This is a genomic window from Pedococcus sp. P5_B7 (genome assembly GCF_054049895.1).
Map to the genome: position 1 here is coordinate 105,993 of NZ_JBFULM010000008.1, position 18,355 is coordinate 124,347.

Annotated in this window: 12 protein-coding genes; 10 read left to right on the forward strand and 2 right to left on the reverse strand. The window is 64.7% G+C overall.

Features of this window, described 5'->3' with window-relative positions:
• Positions 1-96: 96 nt before the first annotated feature.
• The gene (locus tag ACXJKD_RS17590; protein WP_457256031.1) at positions 97-1,683 is read left to right on the forward strand and encodes an ABC transporter substrate-binding protein; all 1,587 of its coding nucleotides are present in this window, start codon (positions 97-99) and stop codon (positions 1,681-1,683) included.
• Between the two features lie 977 nt (positions 1,684-2,660).
• Here the strand turns inward: ACXJKD_RS17590 and ACXJKD_RS17595 are convergent.
• Positions 2,661-4,049, reverse strand: coding sequence for a serine hydrolase (locus ACXJKD_RS17595; RefSeq protein WP_457256033.1), 1,389 nt, complete (start codon positions 4,047-4,049; stop codon positions 2,661-2,663).
• 312 nt (positions 4,050-4,361) lie between these two features.
• Here ACXJKD_RS17595 and ACXJKD_RS17600 point away from each other — a divergent pair, with 312 nt between their 5' ends.
• Positions 4,362-4,667: a hypothetical protein gene (locus tag ACXJKD_RS17600; protein ID WP_457256034.1), complete on the forward strand. Its 306-nt coding sequence runs from the start codon at positions 4,362-4,364 to the stop codon at positions 4,665-4,667.
• 656 nt (positions 4,668-5,323) lie between these two features.
• On the opposite strand, the gene ACXJKD_RS17605 is transcribed toward ACXJKD_RS17600, so the two are convergent.
• Complete coding sequence (locus ACXJKD_RS17605; RefSeq protein WP_457256036.1) at positions 5,324-6,532, reverse strand: benzoate/H(+) symporter BenE family transporter; 1,209 nt, start codon at positions 6,530-6,532, stop codon at positions 5,324-5,326.
• Positions 6,533-7,013: 481 nt separating this feature from the next.
• Here ACXJKD_RS17605 and ACXJKD_RS17610 point away from each other — a divergent pair, with 481 nt between their 5' ends.
• From ACXJKD_RS17610 to ACXJKD_RS17645, 8 genes are all read left to right on the forward strand, one after another.
• A complete protein-coding gene (locus ACXJKD_RS17610; RefSeq protein WP_457256038.1) occupies positions 7,014-7,346 on the forward strand; it encodes a helix-turn-helix domain-containing protein in 333 nt (110 codons plus the stop codon).
• Between the two features lie 609 nt (positions 7,347-7,955).
• Positions 7,956-10,028, forward strand: coding sequence for a hydantoinase/oxoprolinase family protein (locus ACXJKD_RS17615; protein WP_457256039.1), 2,073 nt, complete (start codon positions 7,956-7,958; stop codon positions 10,026-10,028).
• A gap of 5 nt (positions 10,029-10,033) precedes the next feature.
• Complete coding sequence (locus ACXJKD_RS17620) at positions 10,034-11,821, forward strand: hydantoinase B/oxoprolinase family protein (protein ID WP_457256041.1); 1,788 nt, start codon at positions 10,034-10,036, stop codon at positions 11,819-11,821.
• The gene (locus ACXJKD_RS17625) at positions 11,821-13,437 is read left to right on the forward strand and encodes an ABC transporter substrate-binding protein (RefSeq protein WP_457256042.1); all 1,617 of its coding nucleotides are present in this window, start codon (positions 11,821-11,823) and stop codon (positions 13,435-13,437) included. Before ACXJKD_RS17620 ends, ACXJKD_RS17625 begins: the two co-directional genes overlap by 1 nt.
• A 66-nt stretch (positions 13,438-13,503) precedes the next feature.
• Complete coding sequence (locus ACXJKD_RS17630) at positions 13,504-14,379, forward strand: ABC transporter permease (RefSeq protein WP_457256044.1); 876 nt, start codon at positions 13,504-13,506, stop codon at positions 14,377-14,379.
• Between the two features lie 24 nt (positions 14,380-14,403).
• Positions 14,404-15,423: an ABC transporter permease gene (locus tag ACXJKD_RS17635; protein WP_457256046.1), complete on the forward strand. Its 1,020-nt coding sequence runs from the start codon at positions 14,404-14,406 to the stop codon at positions 15,421-15,423.
• Between the two features lie 59 nt (positions 15,424-15,482).
• Positions 15,483-17,084 carry a dipeptide ABC transporter ATP-binding protein gene (locus tag ACXJKD_RS17640; RefSeq protein ID WP_457256048.1) on the forward strand — a complete coding sequence of 534 codons (1,602 nt, stop codon included), beginning with the start codon at positions 15,483-15,485 and terminating at the stop codon, positions 17,082-17,084.
• Positions 17,081-18,337, forward strand: coding sequence for an amidohydrolase family protein (locus ACXJKD_RS17645; RefSeq protein ID WP_457256050.1), 1,257 nt, complete (start codon positions 17,081-17,083; stop codon positions 18,335-18,337). Before ACXJKD_RS17640 ends, ACXJKD_RS17645 begins: the two co-directional genes overlap by 4 nt.
• Positions 18,338-18,355: the final 18 nt, after the last annotated feature.

Here is an 18,355-nt window from a genome sequence, read left to right on the forward strand (position 1 = left end):
GACAGTGTAATGTCACATGCTATCGTACGCGAGCTCGCCTTCCCGAGCTGGCGGCATCCCCCGCGGCCTCTTCTCAACTGGACAGGATTCCGGCTCATGATCAAGCGACTTCGGACGATTGGCTTGTTCGCCGCTGCTAGTGCACTCGCGTTGGCCGGCTGTACCAACCAAGACGATGGCGAGAAGGGCGATGGAGCCATTCCGCTGTTACGCGTGGGTTCGAAGTCGGTTTCAAACCTGGACTACTCCAAGAACAACCTTGGTCACGAGATCTATCTGGGCAACCTCATTTTGGAGCCCCTCGTCGCCCTGAACCACGAAGGACGGCTCACGCCATGGCTTGCGGAATCATGGACCCAGCCCAATCCGACGACCTACATCTATCAACTCCGCCACGACGTCGAGTTTTCCAGTGGCAACGAGATGACAGCAACGGACGTGGCGTTTTCGTTGAACTACTACCGGAGGCCTGGCTCGGTGGCCGCCTACAACTTTCCCGCAACCCTGGCGAGCATCACGGCCGTAGACCGTTATACCGTCGAGGTAAAGCTCAGCAAGCCGAACGCCGTTTGGTCGATCGTCCCCACGGGATCAAACGTCGGCATCTTCGAAAAGGCCTTTTTTGACGATCATAAATCGACGTTCGGCCGCCCGGGCACCGGCGTAGTTGGTACCGGACCTTGGACCCTCACTAGCTTCGACCCGACTACGGGCGCGGAGTTGGACGCGAACACTCACTATTGGGGTGGTCGCGTTCCGATCCAAAAGATCTCGTGGAGGTTTTTCTCCAATGAGAACGGTTCTGCCATCGCAATGCGCGCAGGCCGACTGGACGTCGCCTTTCCCTCCGACAATCGGGCGTGGGCGGCGACGTCAGGGGTCGAGCCGAAGACTGCAGAAGGGGGAACGCGCCAAGGCGACTTCACCATGAACACACTCGCCGAGCCGTGGAACGATGTCCACGTTCGCCGTGCGGTCGCCTACGCACTGGACAAAGAGGCCCTGATCAACGCGGCCGGCGGATACGCGCAGCAACTGAACTCGCTCATTCCGGAGGCGTTCCTTCGCCTGCTAGGCGACCAGGAAGAAGTAGAGGGTGTGCTGGCTTCCCTCCCGCAGTACCCGTACAGCGTCGAAAAGGCCAAGCAAGAAATGGCCCTATCTGCCTATCCACGAGGCGTCGACGTAACGCTGACCACGGAAAATTCGCCGTATCAGGTCAACTTGCACCAAGCGATCGTGCCGATGCTAGAAGCCGTGGGCATTCATGCTCAGCTCAAGGTAGAGATGGCGCAGAACTTGTACGACCAGGAAACCAGCGCGGACCGCGAGTCTGTCCCGTCTGGGTTCTGGCTCAACGGTGCCGTGAACCCTGATCCCGGCGGCGCGTGGGACTCCATGATCGGAAGCAGGAATGCAACCGCCGGCAACTGGAATGTGACGAACTGGAGTTCCCCAAGGGTCGACGAACTCCTCGCGCTGGGATTCGCCGAGACGGACCCGAAGCAGCGGCTTCGCATTTACCAGGAGTTGCTTACCGAGTTCGCCGACAACGTGCCCTATGTGCCCCTTTTCCTCACTGATGCCACGGTCGCGCTCTCCGAGAATTTCACATGGCCATCGTTCCAACCCTTCCACAGCAACGCGGGGCCATGGGCGCTCGGCATCAAGGTCAAAGACTAAGGTGGATCGCCTTCCCCTTGGCGGAGGCACAGAGGGCGTGGAATGAGTGCACTTGGGGGGTGACACCCGCGCTGGGAGTGTGCGTTCCAGCGCGAAAAACTCCCGGAATGAACACCTCTCGCGGGCGATCATCGCGCAATATGCTCGCAATCGACTCCCTGCCGCCGCGATCACAGGCCGTGAGCCAGCCGTGCTACCAACTCTCGGTGCGGCCGGTGGCGCCCCGACCGGCATCGGCAAGGCCGTCGGCGCCTCAGCCGCCGGAGTACCAGGCGAAGTGGATGTCCTCGCGCCTGAGTTGACGCCAGACCTTGCGCCCGCACACCCGTAGTTCTCGTGGTGTGCCGATCGGCGCGACTCCAATTCGTGGTCGTCGATGACGCGCGGACCGTTCAGTTGGATGAACTCCAGCAGCGCCACGGAACTTGTTGTAGCGCCCGAGTGTCCTTGCTGGGTTAGCCGAGCCGGTCGCTATTCGCTCGTTCGCCGGCCGCAGCTCCTTTTGTGCTGGTCTCCGTGAGCCGACGATGCTGATTGCTGGACAACTCAGGCCGCTGTCCCGACGTCGATCTTTGGACTGTCTTGGAGCCCGGAAAGGTCGGACCGGTTCACGGTTGACGGCTCGGCCCGCACCGGTTCACCGAACGGACTGTACTAGCCCTGTCCGGACCCTTCTCATTGCTGGGCATGAAGCCGCCCAGGCCCGTGGTGGCAGCACTTCCACGGACCTGGGCGGTCTTGTTCATCTCGAGCCAAGCCCGATGTGGAGCATGGACGACACCAACGAACTTGGCCTCGACGAGCCGTGTGAGATGAGGATCGAACTCTCGACGCTACATCGACCGGCTCGCCAACGTCACATGCTGGCCGCGGTATCTCGAGCTGGTGACCTCGCGTCACGGGCTTAGCGGGTTCGGATCGCCGACTTTCTCGGGCATCTTGAGGTGGTGGCTGGCGCTGGAGGTGTCATCGCGAGTTCATTGGCGCAGCGCCGCCCGGTGACCGACGCGGAGCCAGCGGATCTCACCGTCGGCGTCTCGTAACACGGTCGCCACCTGCTCCCCGCGTTCGCCCGGAGCGATAAGTATGGTGTCTGGACCGATGGGCCTAACCTCGATACCCAGCTCCTCAGCAGGGGAGGGGTCCATATTGTCGAGCCATTCCTGCAAAGTCGTCCGGTCGAATACAAGCCGTTGTCCCTCGCGACGCAACGACCAACGTTCCAAGCGGGTTTCATAGGCTCCAAGCCAACCATCGAAATCGCCGCCCCTTTGGGCCTCCTTGCTGGGCGCATCGAGGCTGAAGTAGTTGTGCATTGCCCACTTCAGCAGCCGGTCGGCTGTCCTCGAGCCGTTTTCGCCATTGGTAAACACCACCAACGCAAATCGGCGCGATGGGATCATTGCAAACAGGCAGGGTTGGCCATTGGCTCCGCCACTGTGGCTGACAACTCGCTCGCCCGCGCTGTCGTCGAGCCACCAGCCGAGTCCGATGCTGGGGTCGTCGCCCGGGGGGCCGCTCGGCTCGAAAGCGGCAGTCCGCATCGTGTCGCTGAGCAGCAATCCTCCGTCCACTTGGAACCTCGCGTATCGCATCATCTCCTCTGCGCTGGCGATCAGTCCGCCGATCGGATTGCCGCAGCGGGGCATTGCCCACGGATGGGCGATCGAGGTCTCCCCCTCGCGCTCGACGTGCCCAATGGCATACTTGCGATGAAGCAGGTCGTGGGCGAAGAAGCATGCCTCGTCCATGCCGAGAGGTTCAAGCAGCTCCGTCCCGAGCAAGTCCTCGTACGGACGGCCGTGCAGCACCTCCAGAATGCGCCCGAGGACGTAGAAGGCTGCGTTGTTGTAGGACCACATGCGACGATGCGGGGTGACCTGGACCAACTTGGTCATTCGGGCGACCATGAGGGCGAGCGCGTCATCGCCCCAACCAGGGTCCTCATAGAAGTCTCCCTCCCAGCCAGGACTGTGCGTCAAGCAATCCCTGATCGTGACAACAGTTGAGACTTCTGGATCGGCGACGGCGAAATCAGGTAGGTAAGCACGAACGGGGTCATCCAGGCTGAGCCTGCCCTGTTCGGCCAACCGCAGGATGGCGGTAGCCGTAAAGGTCTTGGTGATGGAGGCTATTTGGAACAGTGTGTTGCCGTCCACAGGCTGAGGATGCACCACGTTCGTGACGCCGAGTCCGGCCGTCGCTGAGTGGCCCTCGTGATAGACGCCGAGGGCGACCCCCGGCACTCCGTCGCACCGCATTTCCGCATGGGCTTGCTCGATAAACTCGGGATCGATCTGGTGCGATGTTATGAGCGGGGCTCGCCCAACGACCGTCTCCGTCGTCGCCTTTCGCACTGCGGTCACATCAGCTCCTTCATTTGCGCTAATCCTACGTTGTATCATGTGATATTGTACACTCAGCGCACCTCGAAGTGGGCAGTGCAAAGGCGCCGCACGACCGTGCCCATCGCCGCCCTCACCGCCTCAACCATCGGCATCCCGCAGGCCCTCGGCACCTCACACCGAAGATTCTGCTCAGCTGCCGGGCTCGCACTCCTGGACACCCCAGCCAGCCAACGGCCCCTGCGCCACGCACACACCGCGGGAGCGCCCCGATGCGAGAGCGGACTCGGGAGTAAGGTCGGAGATCGATCGAGCCCATGAAAGCGAACACTCATGAAGAAGCGGGTCGCCACACGTCTGGTGGAGATGGCGAGCGTGATGTTCCCGGAGACCCCAATACTCCCGTCGGCCGCTGACGTGTTGGCTGATGAGCGGCTCGTGCAGGAAGCCCTGGAGGCCCTGCCTCAGCTGTCTCACACGATTGAGAATGTCCTTGCTTCGCTGCCACTCGACCCAAATCAGGCGGTCGTGGCCCTGGGAAAAATGGACGCCAAGAGCGTCTACGCGGTCACTACCGTGATTACCGGTTCGTACTTCCTGGCACCCGAAGTTCAAGCAGGTTTAGCGCGGTTGGGCTAACCCAACATCGGTCCCATTGTCCCGCTCGGCGCTTCTAGCCATACGTCTGCCCGCCTTGGAGTACATCTACTTCGGAGCCGAACTGCTGCACGCCGGGGGCTCCATCGAAGATCGACGCCCATCGAACTGTGCGCGACGCTGGTCTCCGAGAGCGGGGCCACCGGCACCCTCAGCCATGGCGGCACACATGATTGGGACCAGAGCATCCGCCAGACTCATGCGGTGCCGCGGGGACGCGCGATCCACTCGACGTCCTTGAAGTTGCAGACGTGGTGGAACCATGTGGTGCGGTAACGCGGTGGCACCACATTGGCTGTCAGACAGGCCGGGACCGCTCGTCGAAAGCATCACCTCGGCGGGCCCCAGCAGGTGTTGCGCCGAGCGCTCAGTTGTGAGGAGCACCGGTTGTGATCGCTCGGGGAGCGAACATGTGGCGGCCGCCCGGTGAGGGGCAGGAGAACTGTTGCGTTCGCGCATCACCAGTCGGGCTCGTCGTTCGATGTAACCGGGGAGGCGTTGACTTCTCAGAAGTCGCACCTACGGTGAGCTTCAATGATGTACGTCGCGAAACCGCAGCCAGCGCGAGAAGCCGACCCGGCCTCCCTCCGGCCAATGCTCCCGATCTCTGATTTCGGGGCGAGGTGAGAGGTTTGGTTTCAGGCGCGGAAGTTGGCGGCGTCGAGGAGCCTTGCGACCGCCAACCCAACGACCAGGCCCCAGAACGACGAGCCGATGTTCAGCGCGGTGACGTTGGCGACGGTTACCAGGAAGCACACCAGCGCGCCGGTGGAGAACGGCCCGGAGAAGGCGGTCGCGAAGGCACCCTGCAGTGCCCGCAGCATTGCCAGGCCACCGAGCACCGCGATGAACGCGGCCGGCGTGGCCAGCATCAATCGGACCATGCCCGGCGCCAGCACGCCGAGGGCGATCGCCAGCAGGCCGCACCACGCGGCTGCCGCGTAATGCCGTGACCGCTCCCCCGACGCGGTGAGCAACGCGTTGGTGGGGCCGGTCAGGCAGGTCGACACCCCACCGAGGAGCGCCGACGGCAGCGACATCGCGCCGCACGCGAGTGTGACCTGGTTCATCGGTGGCCGGTGGCCGGCGGCGTGCAGTACGGCCATGCCCTGGCCGTTCTGTACAACGAGGACGGTAATTGCCAAAGGCACCACCAGTTCCGCCGCCGCCGACCATGTGAAGACCGGCTCCTGCCACGCCGGCGAGGCCAACCACCGGCCGTCCACTGCACCCTCGGCCACCCGTCCGGACAGTAGCGTCACCGCGACACCGGTGAGCAGCGCGGCGAGGATCGGTGGCACCCACCGGTCCAGCCCGGGCACAGCGCTGCACGCCAGGAAGGCAAGCACCATCGGCGCGGCGATCGCGACGTCGCGGTCGACCGCAAGCACGAGCTCGAGCCCGAACTTCAAGAACACCCCCGCGACCATTGCCATCACCACCGGCATCGGCAGGAGCCCCATGATGCGGTCCACTTGTCCGGTGAGGCCGACGACCAGTATGAGCAGGGCGGCCAGCACGTACACCCCCACCACCTCCGGCCACGTCATGCCGCCGACCAGTGCCTGGCCGACCACCACCGCGCCTGGCATCGTCCAGAAGAAGCACAGCGGCTGCCGGTGGAAAAGCGAGGCGGCGATGGTCAACGTGCCATTGAGCGCAAACACCGCGAAGACCCACGAGGCAACCACCGATTCCGGCAGGTGGCCAGTCCGACCGACGGCCAGAATCACCGCGAGCCCGCCGGTGACCGAAAACAGCACCCCAACAAGGCCGTTAACGAGTTGGTCTCGGCCGACATCGCGCAGCCGGGGAGCGGTCGAGCGCCGCACGATCATGAAGAGCATGACAGGCATGCCTGCCCGGGTTCCGACGTTTTCCCCCGGCGAGCAACAACACCCGCGCGCCGCCGGAGAGCCAGCTTCGCGCAAATGCCAGCAATGTGGACGTGGGTGGGACCGCGAGCCGAGGACCAAGTCGGTGCCTTCTCACGGTTGCACAGACCATCCGACACGATTTCGGCGACGACATGCTCCTGCAGGCACACCACCCCGCGTATGATGCCGCGGGCGTCGTGCAGGCACCCAGCTGCCGCTACGGACGGCGAAGACGGAATCGCCCGTCTACGCGCACCCAACCCCATCGATCCGTCACCCCTCGCCAACCAGTCCTGGTACCGTCCATCCGCATTCTATTGTACTGTGACATAGCACCCGATCGCTCGGCCAACCCAAGATGTACGAGCTTGCCGGGTGTCGTGCCGTTGCGAATGGTTCTGCAGTGCGTCGAAGAGAGCCAGCCTCGCAACCTGCCGCAGAAACCCGGACTATGAAGGTGGCGTCGCCGAACGAGCGCCAGCGCATCCAATCGGTAGACCGGGCTGTTGCCTTGCTGCGCGCGGTGTCGATGATGGCCCCCGCAGAGGCAACACTCAGCGCACTGGCGGAGCGCTGTGATCTCAACCGAAGCACTGCTTGTCGGCTGCTCGCGACGCTCCGGCACCACCACTTCGTCGAGTACAACCAGACCACCAACAGCTATGGGATCGGCTATCGCTGCACGTGCAATATGACATGGTCAATTCACCAGGGGCTGGAGGCGCGGGTTTGCACGCCGCGTCTGCCTCGCGGGAGAGGGGAACGAATATGCCGCAGCCTCTGAGGGGGCTCTATCGAGCCGGCAGGTGCGCCTGGTCTGCGCGGTGCTTTTGGTGCTTGTGTCCAGCGCCCTGGTATCGGGGTGGCGCCCGCGCCGCCGCCCGCGTCGGCGGCAACGCCCCCCGGGCGGCGAGGTCTCGAACGAGGCGATGTGCTCCTGTGAGCACGGCAGGGCGCGGAGGGCTCTGTGCACCACCCGACACTCGTCAGTTGAGGTCTGTCTACGAGCTCTGAGTCATCCTGCCTCCTAAGTGGGAAGCCTGCTATGTGACGCGTGAAGCCTGCTATGTGACATAGCGCCCTCCCTCCACCAGAGAAATTGTCTACCTTTCGGGCGCAGGCGCCAGTGGCGAAGCACAGTCGAGTTGCTCCGACAAAGCGGACTAACTATCCCATCCCCTCCACCGGCCCCTCCGTGTGGGGCGCCGCCAGGGCCGCACACCCCGGGCCTCGGTGCGGGAACGGCGACCGACCTCGACGTGACGCGAAAACACCCATTCCGCAAATTGCCCGGGCTGAAGCCCTTGCCAGAACGGGCGTGCACGCCTAGTGTGCGTGTGCAATATCACATACCACTGGGCCGCGCGATCTTAGAACGGAAGTGAGGAACGGCATGGCAGAGGCGGGTGTGCGACACCGTCTGGCGGTCGATGTGGGAGGCACGTTCATCGACTACGTGCTCCTCGATGAGGCCACCGGAGAGGTGGTCGTGGAGAAGCAGCCGGCAACCGCGGATGCGCTGGTCAACGAGTTCATGACCGGTGTTGGCCGTCTGCCAGTGCCGCTGTCGCAGATCGAGTTGCTGATTCATGGCACGACGGTCGCGCTGAACACACTGGTGCAGCTCCGAGGGGCGAGAACCGGCCTCCTCACTACCAAAGGCTTTCGAGATGTGCTCGAGCTCGGTCGCGGCGGGCGCCCCGAGATGTTCAATCTCCAGATCACCGCTGCCGAGCCGCTCGTCGAACGGAAGCTACGTCGCGAGATCGACGAGCGGCTCGCGGCCGACGGCAGCGTGCTGCGCCCCCTGGATCTCGAGGACGTCCGGGGTGAGGTCGACTTCCTGGTCGACCAGGGGGTCGAGGCGGTGGCCATCACCTTCCTGCACAGCTACCGCAACCCTCTGCACGAGCAGACTGTCGCCGACTTCGTGAGAACGACCTACCCGCAGCTGTCCGTGAGTGTCTCGAGCGAACTGGTGCGCGAGTGGCGAGAGTACGAGCGCACCTCCACCACGGTGATCAACGCGTTCACCCAGCCCAACTTCGCCGAGTACGCCCGCGCCGTCGACGTCGCAACGCGCGAGGCAGGCCTAAGGAACCCCATCGCCTTCCTACGTTCCAACGGCGGGGTGACCCCTATCAACACCGCTGAGAAGCGACCCGTCGACACCCTGGGATCCGGCCCCGCGGGTGGCGTCGTGGGGGCCAGGGCGCTTCTGGCGGCAACGCGGTACCGCAACGGCATCTGCGCCGACGTCGGAGGCACAACGTACGACGTCGCCCTGATCCGCGACGGCGACGTGGTCGAGCGCTCGGAGACCATCGTCGAGAAGAGACCGATCATGGGCTCGGTCATCGACATCGTCTCGGTCGGTGCCGGCGGCGGCTCGATCGCCTCCATCAACCCACTGTCCGGAACCCTCAAGGTTGGCCCCGAAAGCGCCGGTGCACACCCCGGCCCAGCATGCTTCGGAAAGGGCGGGACCCGCCCGACAGTGACCGACGCACAGGTCGTGCTGAACCTGCTCGACCCGGACCGATTCCTCGGCAAGCGCATGACACTCGACCGGGAACGTGCCGAGAACGCGATCCGAGCGGAACTGGGCGAGGGCTCCAGCATCATCGAGCACGCGGCAGGCATCCTCGCCGTCGCACAGGCGAACATGGCCAACGCAATCCGTCAGATGACCACTCAGCGCGGCCTCGACCCCCGCGACTTCGTCATGATCTCCTTCGGCGGAGGCGGCGGCCTGTTCGCCGCTGGAGTGAGCGAGGAACTCGGCGTCCGCAACGTGCTCATCCCTCCGGCCGCCGCGGGCTTCTCGGCATGGGGCATGCTCGCCAGCGACTACCGCGAGGACTCGACGGCCACGATCTCCCTTCCCCTGGTCGAGGAAAACCACGAGGAGATCACCGACCACCTGCGCGACCTGCGGACCCAGGCCACTGACGCGCTCAGGAGCTACGGGCTCACGGCGGCCGAATCGACGTGCTCCTTCAGCGCCGAGATCCGGTACGCCGGTCAGGAGCACACCCTCAACATCCCGATCGACAACGCAGTCGCCGAGGCCGGGCAGCGCGAACTGCTAGCCGATTTGCCGAAGCTCTTCGCAGAGTGTCATCGAGAACGCTACGGACATGGCGACATGGACGCGTCCACCCAGGTGGTCACCCTTCGCTGTCGAGCGATCGCCGCAGTGGTCCGCCCGAGCTTTGTCCGGCCTCCGGTAGTCGAAGAGGTCGCTCCAGTCGACGCGCGCGACATCTGGTTCCCCGCCATGGGCTGGGCCTCGAAGGTGCCCGTCTACGAACGCTCCCACCTCGGCCTAGGTCTGACCCTCGAGGGTCCTGCGGTGGTCGACGAATGGACCACGACAGTCATCGTTCCGCCGGACTGGACTGCAGTCCTCGACGAGATCGGAAACCTCGAGCTCACCTACGAAGGAAAGGGACTCCCAGCGTGACCGTCATGGCAGATCCGGTCAAGGCCGAGATCATCCGCAACGCACTGGTGTCGTCAGCGCGAGAGATGCACGACACTCTCATCCGCAGCGCCTATAACCCCCTGATCTTCGACGTCAAGGACTTCGGAGTCACCATCCTCTCCGCCGACGGCGACCTATGGGCGGATGCTCCCGGACTACCGGTCTTCGTAAGCTCCCTTCCCGCAACGGTCCGGTCCGGACTGCGCCGCTGGGGCAAGGACGGGCTGCGCGAAGGCGACGTGCTCATCGCCAACTGCCCCTACCTCACCGGGACACACCTTTCGGACACCGCGGTCTACAAGCCGGTGTTCTTCGAGGGAGAGCTCGTCGCCTTCGCAGCCACCATGGCGCACTGGGCCGACATCGGCGGCATGAGCCCGGGGGGTTGGACGGTTGACTCTACCGAGATCTTCCAAGAGGGGATCAGGTTCACGAATCAGCGCGTCCACATCGCCGGTGAACCCAACACCGACCTGCTCGAGATGATCGCGGCCAACGTCCGGGTCCCGACCATCGTGCTCGGCGATCTCAACGCGCAGATCGCGACGTGCCTCACCGGGGCCCGCCGCGTTCAGAGCCTCTGCGAGCGGTACCATCCAAAGGAGGTCGCGGCAACCATGGACGACGTCATCAGCCGCACCGAACAGGCACTCCGCGCCGAAATCGCGAACCTGCCGGATGGGCGGATGGAGCGCGTCGTTGAGCTCGACTTCGACGGCGTCGACCGCAACTACCGCCCACGTGTCGCCGTCCAAGTCACGGTCGCCGGGGATCGACTCATCATTGGCTTCGAAGGCACCTCAGCGGCGGCGCCCGGGCCAATCAACATCGGCAAGGCGGCCACGGTCAGCGTCATCGCCGAAGCGGTCAAGGGCATCCTCGACCCGCTCGGACCCACCAACGAGGCCCACATGAGCGTGATGGACGTCGACTGGCCGGAACGGCGCTCAATGGTCAATCCAGACGAGCCTTCTCCCTGCGACTCCTACGGGTACGTCGGCAATGCGATCACCGAGCTGATCGTTCATGCGTTGACCGAGGTCGCACCTCACCGAGGCCGCGCCGCGTCGTACCAGATGGTCTGTGACTATGTCATGTCCACCACCGGCCAGCACTCCAGGTTCGTCTTTTGTGAGCCCGTCATGGGTGGTCACGGAGCGTTCGAGGGGCACGACGGCGGCACCTTCGTGTTCACCGGGGACGGCGACACGCTCAACACACCAGTCGAAGTCATGGAGTCCCGGTTTCCGGTTCGGTGCGAGGAGTTCGCACTCGACCCGTCGTCGGCGGGAGCCGGCAAGTTCCGCGGTGGCATGGGAGTGGTACGCGACATCCGAGCGCTCCAGGACAACTCCATGATCAAGACGGCCCTGGAGAACACCAAAGATAGCCTGGCGAACGGCCTGCACGGCGGTGAGGCGGGTGCACCGTCGAAGACTGTCCTGACCTACCCATCCGGCGAGGCCACGGTCCTGCGCGAGCGGGTCGGCGACATGCCGGTGCCCACGGGCACGGTGATGGGCATCCGCACCGGTGGAGGCGGCGGGTACGGACCTCCCCTGGAACGAGACCCCGCCCGGGTACTCGAGGACGTCGACAACGAGTTGCTGTCGCTGGCGGCGGCCACCCAGATCTACGGCGTTCATCTCCTGCGCGACGAGCGCGGGCAACTGAGCGTCGATGAGGACGCAACGCAGCGTGAGCGAATCGCTCTGCGCGCGAGCGGCGTCCTGCAAGACATCGCCCACTACGAAGCCGGAGGAAACCGATGATGAGCATCCACGCCCGACGCCGCGCGGCTGCGTACGTCGCGGCGACTTGCGTCGCCATTTCGACGCTGGCCGCGTGCACCGCGAGTGGCGACCAGAGCAAGGGCGACGCGTCGACGTTGCGGGTCAGCTTCGCCTCTGCGCCCGCGACGATCGATCCCGCCGACGGGTGCACCGGCGAGAACCGCCAGTTCACCTACTCGCTGTATACCCGCCTGGTCGCATTCGGATCCGCTGAGGGACCCCATGGAACGACACGGATCGATCCCACCACGGTGGCTCCCTCTCTTGCCAAGGAGTGGTCCACGTCCGACGACGGGACTACGTACACCTTCACCCTCAACGAGGGCTGGAAATTCCCGAGCGGCGAAGCCATGGACGCGGAGGCCGTGAAGTACTCCCTTGACCGGGCGCTGGACACGAAGGGCTGTGCATGGAGCATCCTCAACGACCTCTACACCGACCCGGACCTGATTAAGAGCATTGAGGCACCGGATGCGACAACCGTCGTGATCACGCTGGCCAAACCGGACCCACAGTTGCTCTCGGCGCTCGCCGACACCTCCGGGAGCATCGTCGACCCCTCGCTAGTCGAGGCAAACGGGGGCATCGTCAAGGACCAGGCCAACACCTGGATGGCCTCACACTCGGCGGGCGGTGGCCCATTCCTTCTGAAGTCCTACGAGCCGGGTACCTCGGCGGTCCTGGAGGCTAATCCGACCTTCGGCGGTAAGCCACCGGCTTCCAGCAGGATCGAAGTCTCCTGGACGACGTCGGCCTCCACGCAGCTCCTGAACCTCCAGAACGGGTCGACCGACATTGCCTTAGGGCTCAGCGGGGCCGCTCTGAACTCCCTGAGCGCTTCGGACGACGCCCGGGTCGTCTCATATGAGGACACGCAGTCGATGGTCATGACCATGCCAAACGGCAAGGCTCCCTGGACCAACCCCAAGGTACGTGAGGCCGTGGTCAAGGCGATCCCCACTCAGAAGATCATCGACAACGTCATCTACGGCTACGGCAAGGCCTACTACGGACCGATCCCGCCGTCCCTGCCCGGGTACAGCGAGCAGTACGGGCAGCCCGTCCAGCAGGATCTGGAGGCGGCCAGGCAGCTGATCGCCGAGTCCGACCTGGCCACCCCGATCAAGGTGACCCTCGACGTCCTCGCAGGCGACCAGAGCCAGAAGTCGATCGCCACAGTCGTCCAGAGCTCTCTCAAGGAGATCGGGGTCGACGTCACTGTCAACACGCTCACCTCGAGCGCGTGGAACGACGCCGTGTACAACCACAAGAGCCAGGCCGCACTGCGATACGACGGGCCAGCCATCGCCAACGCCGGCTACTACCTCCAGTACGACGAGAGCTGCAAGTACGTCGACTCCTACAACGTCGGCGCCATCTGCATCGACGCCAACACGCCGTTGTTGGAACAAGCACGAACGACGAACGACGAAGCCGAGCGGGACCAGCTCTACGCCCAGCTGACCCAGAACTGGGTGACCGCCTACCCGCGCGTCGTGCTCTACATGAGCCTGACGCCAGTCGTCCTCTCTCCGTCGGTCGGGGAGTTCTACTTCTCGAGCTCGTACGACATGAGTACCTGGGCCCGGTCTTAAGGTGTCGGCGCGAACAGTGACCTGTCGAGACGACCTGGCCATACCCGGCATCAGGGTGTGACTGCGATGTCTGAACTCTCACCACCGGGGCCGGCCGTCGCCCTTGCGGCCCCGGGCGTCGGTGCCGCCGGACGCAGGCTGCGCAGCCACTGGCCGATGGTCGTATCGGGGCTCGTCATCGCCGGATATCTGGTGCTGGCCCTGCTGGGCCTGCACTACCGACCCGAGGCGAACGTAGTCGACGTCGCCCACACCCTGCAGCCCCCGGGTTCCGGGCACATTTTCGGCACCGACGCGCAGGGCCGCGACGTCTTCCAGAGAGTGTGCGTAGGTGCCGGCATCTCGATCATCCTGGCCGTCATCTCCGTCGTGCTCGCGGCTCTCGGTGGGTTGATCGTCGCCCTTGCCTGCGGCCTCGGCGCACCGTGGGTGGACCGTATGCTGATGGCACCAATGAACGCATTGCTGGCGTTTCCGCAACTACTGCTTGCCTTGGCCGTGTCCATCGCCCTGGGATCTGGCCTGACCAGCGCGGTGATCGGTATCGCGATCACCAGCATGCCCGTCTTCGCTCTCACCCTGAGGGCTGAGGCTAAGCGCAGTCGAGCGGAGCCTTTCGTCGAGGCTGCCGTCACCATCGGCTTGCCTCGCTGGCGCATCGGCTTGCGTCACGTCGTGCCCTACCTGCGTACGACCTTCACCGTGCAGGTGGCGGCCAACTTCGGCGCCGCGGTCCTTACCTTGGCGGCCCTGAGTTACATCGGCGTGGGCGCCAAACCCCCGACCCCGGAATGGGGAGCGATGATCAGCGACGGACTCCAGTACGCCGTGAGCGGTCAGTGGTGGATCGGTGTGATGCCGGGCGCAGCGCTCCTGGGATTGGTCATCGTCGTCAACATCTTCACCGACCAGGTCGAGTCGCGCCGCAGGATGTCGCGGTGAGGTCGCCTGCAAGGAGAGAGCATCATGCTTCGTGACATCTACCGACGGACAGCGGACAGTGTCATCACTGTCGTCCTCGCCTCCTTCATCTCGTTCTTCGTGCTGCGCGCCATCCCCGGCGACCCGGCGCGATTGGTGGTCGGCCCATTGGGAACCGACGATGCGTTGGCGGCAACCCGCACGGCGATGGGACTCGACCGGCCGTTCCTGCTGCAGTACGTGAACTTCATCCGCGACTTCGTTCGGGGCGACTGGGGCTACTCCTACACGCTCGGGCAGGACGTCCGCCCGGCTCTCACGTCGCGGCTCGCCGCGAGTGGTGAGCTGGCCTCATACGCCTTCCTGCTGGCGGTCGTCGGTGCCGTCGTCTGTGCCTGTCTGGCCAGCTATCGACGTGGATTCCGGCAGTCGGTGGTCAGATTCCTTGCCCTAGTAGGGCTGGGCAGTCCACCGTTCTGGGTCGCGCTCGTCCTGCTTGTCGTCTTCTCTACAAAACTAGGTTTCCTTCCAGGGCCGAGTGGCCGGCTCACCAATACGCTCGATCCCCCCGCCCACGTGACCGGCTTGTACACCATCGACTTCGCGCTGGAAGGCAATATGGTCGGCGTCAGCGACGCCGCTGCGCACCTGCTCCTGCCGACCATCGCACTCGCTCTCATCCCCTGGGCATTCCTGACCCGGTTGCTTACCGCGACGATGATCGACACGGCAGAACAGCCCCATGTCCTGGTCGTCCGCAGCAAGGGCGTGAACGCGTGGACCACGCACTTGCGGCACGTCTTGGCCAACAGCCTGCTACCCACGGTGAGCTCGTGTGGGCTGATCATCGGGAGTCTCATCACCGGAAGCGTGCTGGTCGAGACCGTCTTCGAGTGGCCCGGCGTCGGGGGGCTCTTGACCGACGCCGTGTCCTCGCAGGACTTCGCGCTGGTACAGAGCTTCATCCTGCTGAGCGCGGTCATCTACGTCGTCTCAAATCTGGCCGCAGACGTGTGCAACCGACTCATCGACGCTCGGCTCCGCACCTCGGAGCAGAGCCGATGAGCACCACATCCACGCAAGCGGACCTGCCAGGGAATTGCACAAAGGACGCAGTCGTCAGGGTGTCTGACCTGCGCATCGCCTACGACGACACCGAGGTCGTCCACGGCGTCTCATTCGATCTGCCACGCGGAACCAGGCTTGGGATCGTAGGTGAGTCGGGGTCCGGCAAGTCGACCGTGGCGCGGGCCATCCTGGGACTGCTGCCGCCCGAGGGCCGGGTCACTGACGGGAGCATCCGCCTGCTCGAAACCGACGTGATCGCGTTGTCGGACAAGCAGATGAACCACCTGCGTGGACGGGTCGTGTCCCTGGTGTTTCAGGATCCGCTCACCTCCCTCGACCCCGTCAAGACGATTGGTAGCCAGATCGCAGAAGCGATCCGCCAGCATCAGCGTGACCTGTCGAAGGCCGAGGTCAGGCGGCACTGTGTCCAGCTCCTGGACGAGGTTGGTGTGGCTGACGCCGAGCGGCGGCTGAAGCAGTACCCGCACGAATTCTCCGGCGGGATGCGACAGCGGGTCCTGATCGCCATCGCCATCGCAAACCAGCCCGACGTCCTCATCGCCGACGAGCCCACGACCGCTCTGGACGTGACGACCCAAGCCCAAGTGCTCGACCTGCTCAGGACCACCGCAGAGCGGCACCAGATGTCCGTTGTTCTGGTCACCCATGACCTTGGTGTCGTGGCCGAGTTCTGCGACGAGGTCGTCGTGATGAAGGAAGGCCACGTCGTCGAGACCGGCGCCGCGCGCGATGTGTTCGCGCGTCCGCGTGAGGACTACACTCGCCACCTGCTCGAGTGCATTCCCAGACCCGGCGATCGGCGAGCAGGGCCGGAGATCCCCTACACAGCCGGAATGGCCCCAGCAACGGCGCTCGAGGTCACCGGGCTACGCAAACACTACGGCCGAGGCACGCGCAACCACGAGGTCCTGCGGGACGTCGATCTGACCGTGCACGTCGGCGAGACCGTGGGGATCGTCGGCGAGTCAGGCGCCGGCAAGTCCACCCTCGCCAGGACAGTGATCCGGCTGGAGGACAGCACTGCCGGAAGCGTCCGGCTCGGCGGGGCCGATCTTGCCAACGCCCGACGGCGGGAGCTGCGCAGGTTGCGGCGCAACATCCAGATGGTCTTCCAAGACCCATTCAGCTCACTCGACCCGCACATGCGAGTCGAGGCCATCGTGGCCCAGCCGCTGCTCGTTCACGGACTCGCAACCTCGGCGGACGCCCGCGTCCAGGCCGCCGAGATGCTCAGTCACATGGGCCTGGGCCACGAGTATCTCCACCGCCTGCCGCGCAGCCTCTCCGGCGGACAGCGGCAACGGGTGGCGATCGCACGGGCCCTCGTGGTGCGCCCGGCCGTCGCAGTCCTCGACGAACCCATCTCGGCACTGGACGTCTCAGTACGTGCGCAAGTACTCGGGCTCCTGCGCGCAGAGCAGCTCGCGCAAGGAACTGCCTACCTGTTCATCGTGCACGACCTTGCAGTGGCACGGTACTTCTGCGACCGGATCGCCGTCCTATTCGGAGGGCAAGTCGTAGAACAGGGGTCACCCGAGGAGATCTTCCAACGACCTCGACACGCCTACACGCGTCGGCTGCTATCAGCCATCCCCGACCCGTGGAAGCACCTGGACCAGACAGAGGAGGACGCGTGAGCGTCATTGGCCTGCGGGGAGCGACTGTCTTTGACGCCACCGGACGCGACCCCGTCCGCCGCGACCTATGGATCCGCGACGGCCGGTTTGTCCACCTTGACTCCGCGACGGGAGCAGAGCTGGCGAGTGAAGTGCTCGACCTCGAAGGACACACCGTCATGCCCGGCTTCATCGACGCCCATGCCCACGTCGGACTGCTCTCGCTCTACAACCAGGCACGGTGGACAGATGCCGAACAGGCGGGCTACATCTTCCGCAACCTTCACGAGGCATTAGACCAGGGATTCACGACCCTACGGGACCTCGGAGGCGTCGACGGCGGAGTCGTCAAGGCCATGGACGCAGGACTGATTGAGGGTCCACGCCTGCTCCCCAGCGGCCAGATTCTGTCGCAGATCGGCGGCCACGGCGACCTTCGACCTCCCTCCTCGGGCGAACCACACAATCCGGACCTCGGCTGTGGTGGCCTCGCGAGGAGCAACTACCTGTGCACTGGCGCGGACCAGGTCCGCGCCGCAGTGCGCGACCAGTTCCGACGCGGCGCTACCCAGATCAAGATGTTTGTCACCGGTGGAGTCCTGTCCGACGGTGATCCCCTCGAGATGCCGCAGTTCACCGTGGACGAGATCCGCGCCGCGCACGAGGAAGCGGAGAGTCGCGGCTCGTATGTGACGGTGCACGCCCACACGAGCGCCGGTCTGCTGCACGCGCTCGAGGCCGGGATCCGCTCGATCGAGCACGGCTCACTGATCGACGACGTGACTGCCGAAGCCATCCTGCGCAGTGGCGCCTTCGTCGTTCCCACGTTGGCGGTGGGCGAGGTCCTCAGCGCGGACCCAGCCGCGTGGGGAGTCCCCGACCACCTTCTGGCCGAATATGAACAGTTGAAGAACCGGCAACGTCACTGGATGCGGGTCCTCTACAAACTCGGAGTGCCACTCGGCTCCGGCGCCGACCTGATCGGTACCGAGCAGCGCACGCGCGCACGCCAGATCTACCTCATGGCTCAAGACATCGGCCTGGGACCGGCCCTCGAGTCGGCCACCCGCGTCAACGCCGAACTCCTGCGGATAGACCATCTCGTAGGCACCCTCGAGCCAGGCAAGCTAGCCGACCTGGTCGTGTACAAGGGCGACGCCGCGCACGACCCGGAGATCATCGGAACCCACCGCCCTTCGCACGTGCTCAAGGCCGGTCGTGTCATCCGCCGTGAGCACAGTGCAGCCTCCCCCGCCCCCCACGTCATCCAGTAGGAGTGCGTTGATCGGCGC

Coding starts and splice junctions, on each gene's coding strand:
- ACXJKD_RS17605 (WP_457256036.1), bottom strand. CDS start 6,532: ATGCTCTTCATGATCGTGCGGCGCTCGACCGCTCCCCGGCTGCGCGAT.
- ACXJKD_RS17630 (WP_457256044.1), top strand. CDS start 13,504: ATGTCTGAACTCTCACCACCGGGGCCGGCCGTCGCCCTTGCGGCCCCG.
- ACXJKD_RS17620 (WP_457256041.1), top strand. CDS start 10,034: ATGGCAGATCCGGTCAAGGCCGAGATCATCCGCAACGCACTGGTGTCG.
- ACXJKD_RS17615 (WP_457256039.1), top strand. CDS start 7,956: ATGGCAGAGGCGGGTGTGCGACACCGTCTGGCGGTCGATGTGGGAGGC.
- ACXJKD_RS17600 (WP_457256034.1), top strand. CDS start 4,362: ATGAAGAAGCGGGTCGCCACACGTCTGGTGGAGATGGCGAGCGTGATG.
- ACXJKD_RS17635 (WP_457256046.1), top strand. CDS start 14,404: ATGCTTCGTGACATCTACCGACGGACAGCGGACAGTGTCATCACTGTC.
- ACXJKD_RS17610 (WP_457256038.1), top strand. CDS start 7,014: ATGAAGGTGGCGTCGCCGAACGAGCGCCAGCGCATCCAATCGGTAGAC.
- ACXJKD_RS17590 (WP_457256031.1), top strand. CDS start 97: ATGATCAAGCGACTTCGGACGATTGGCTTGTTCGCCGCTGCTAGTGCA.
- ACXJKD_RS17625 (WP_457256042.1), top strand. CDS start 11,821: ATGAGCATCCACGCCCGACGCCGCGCGGCTGCGTACGTCGCGGCGACT.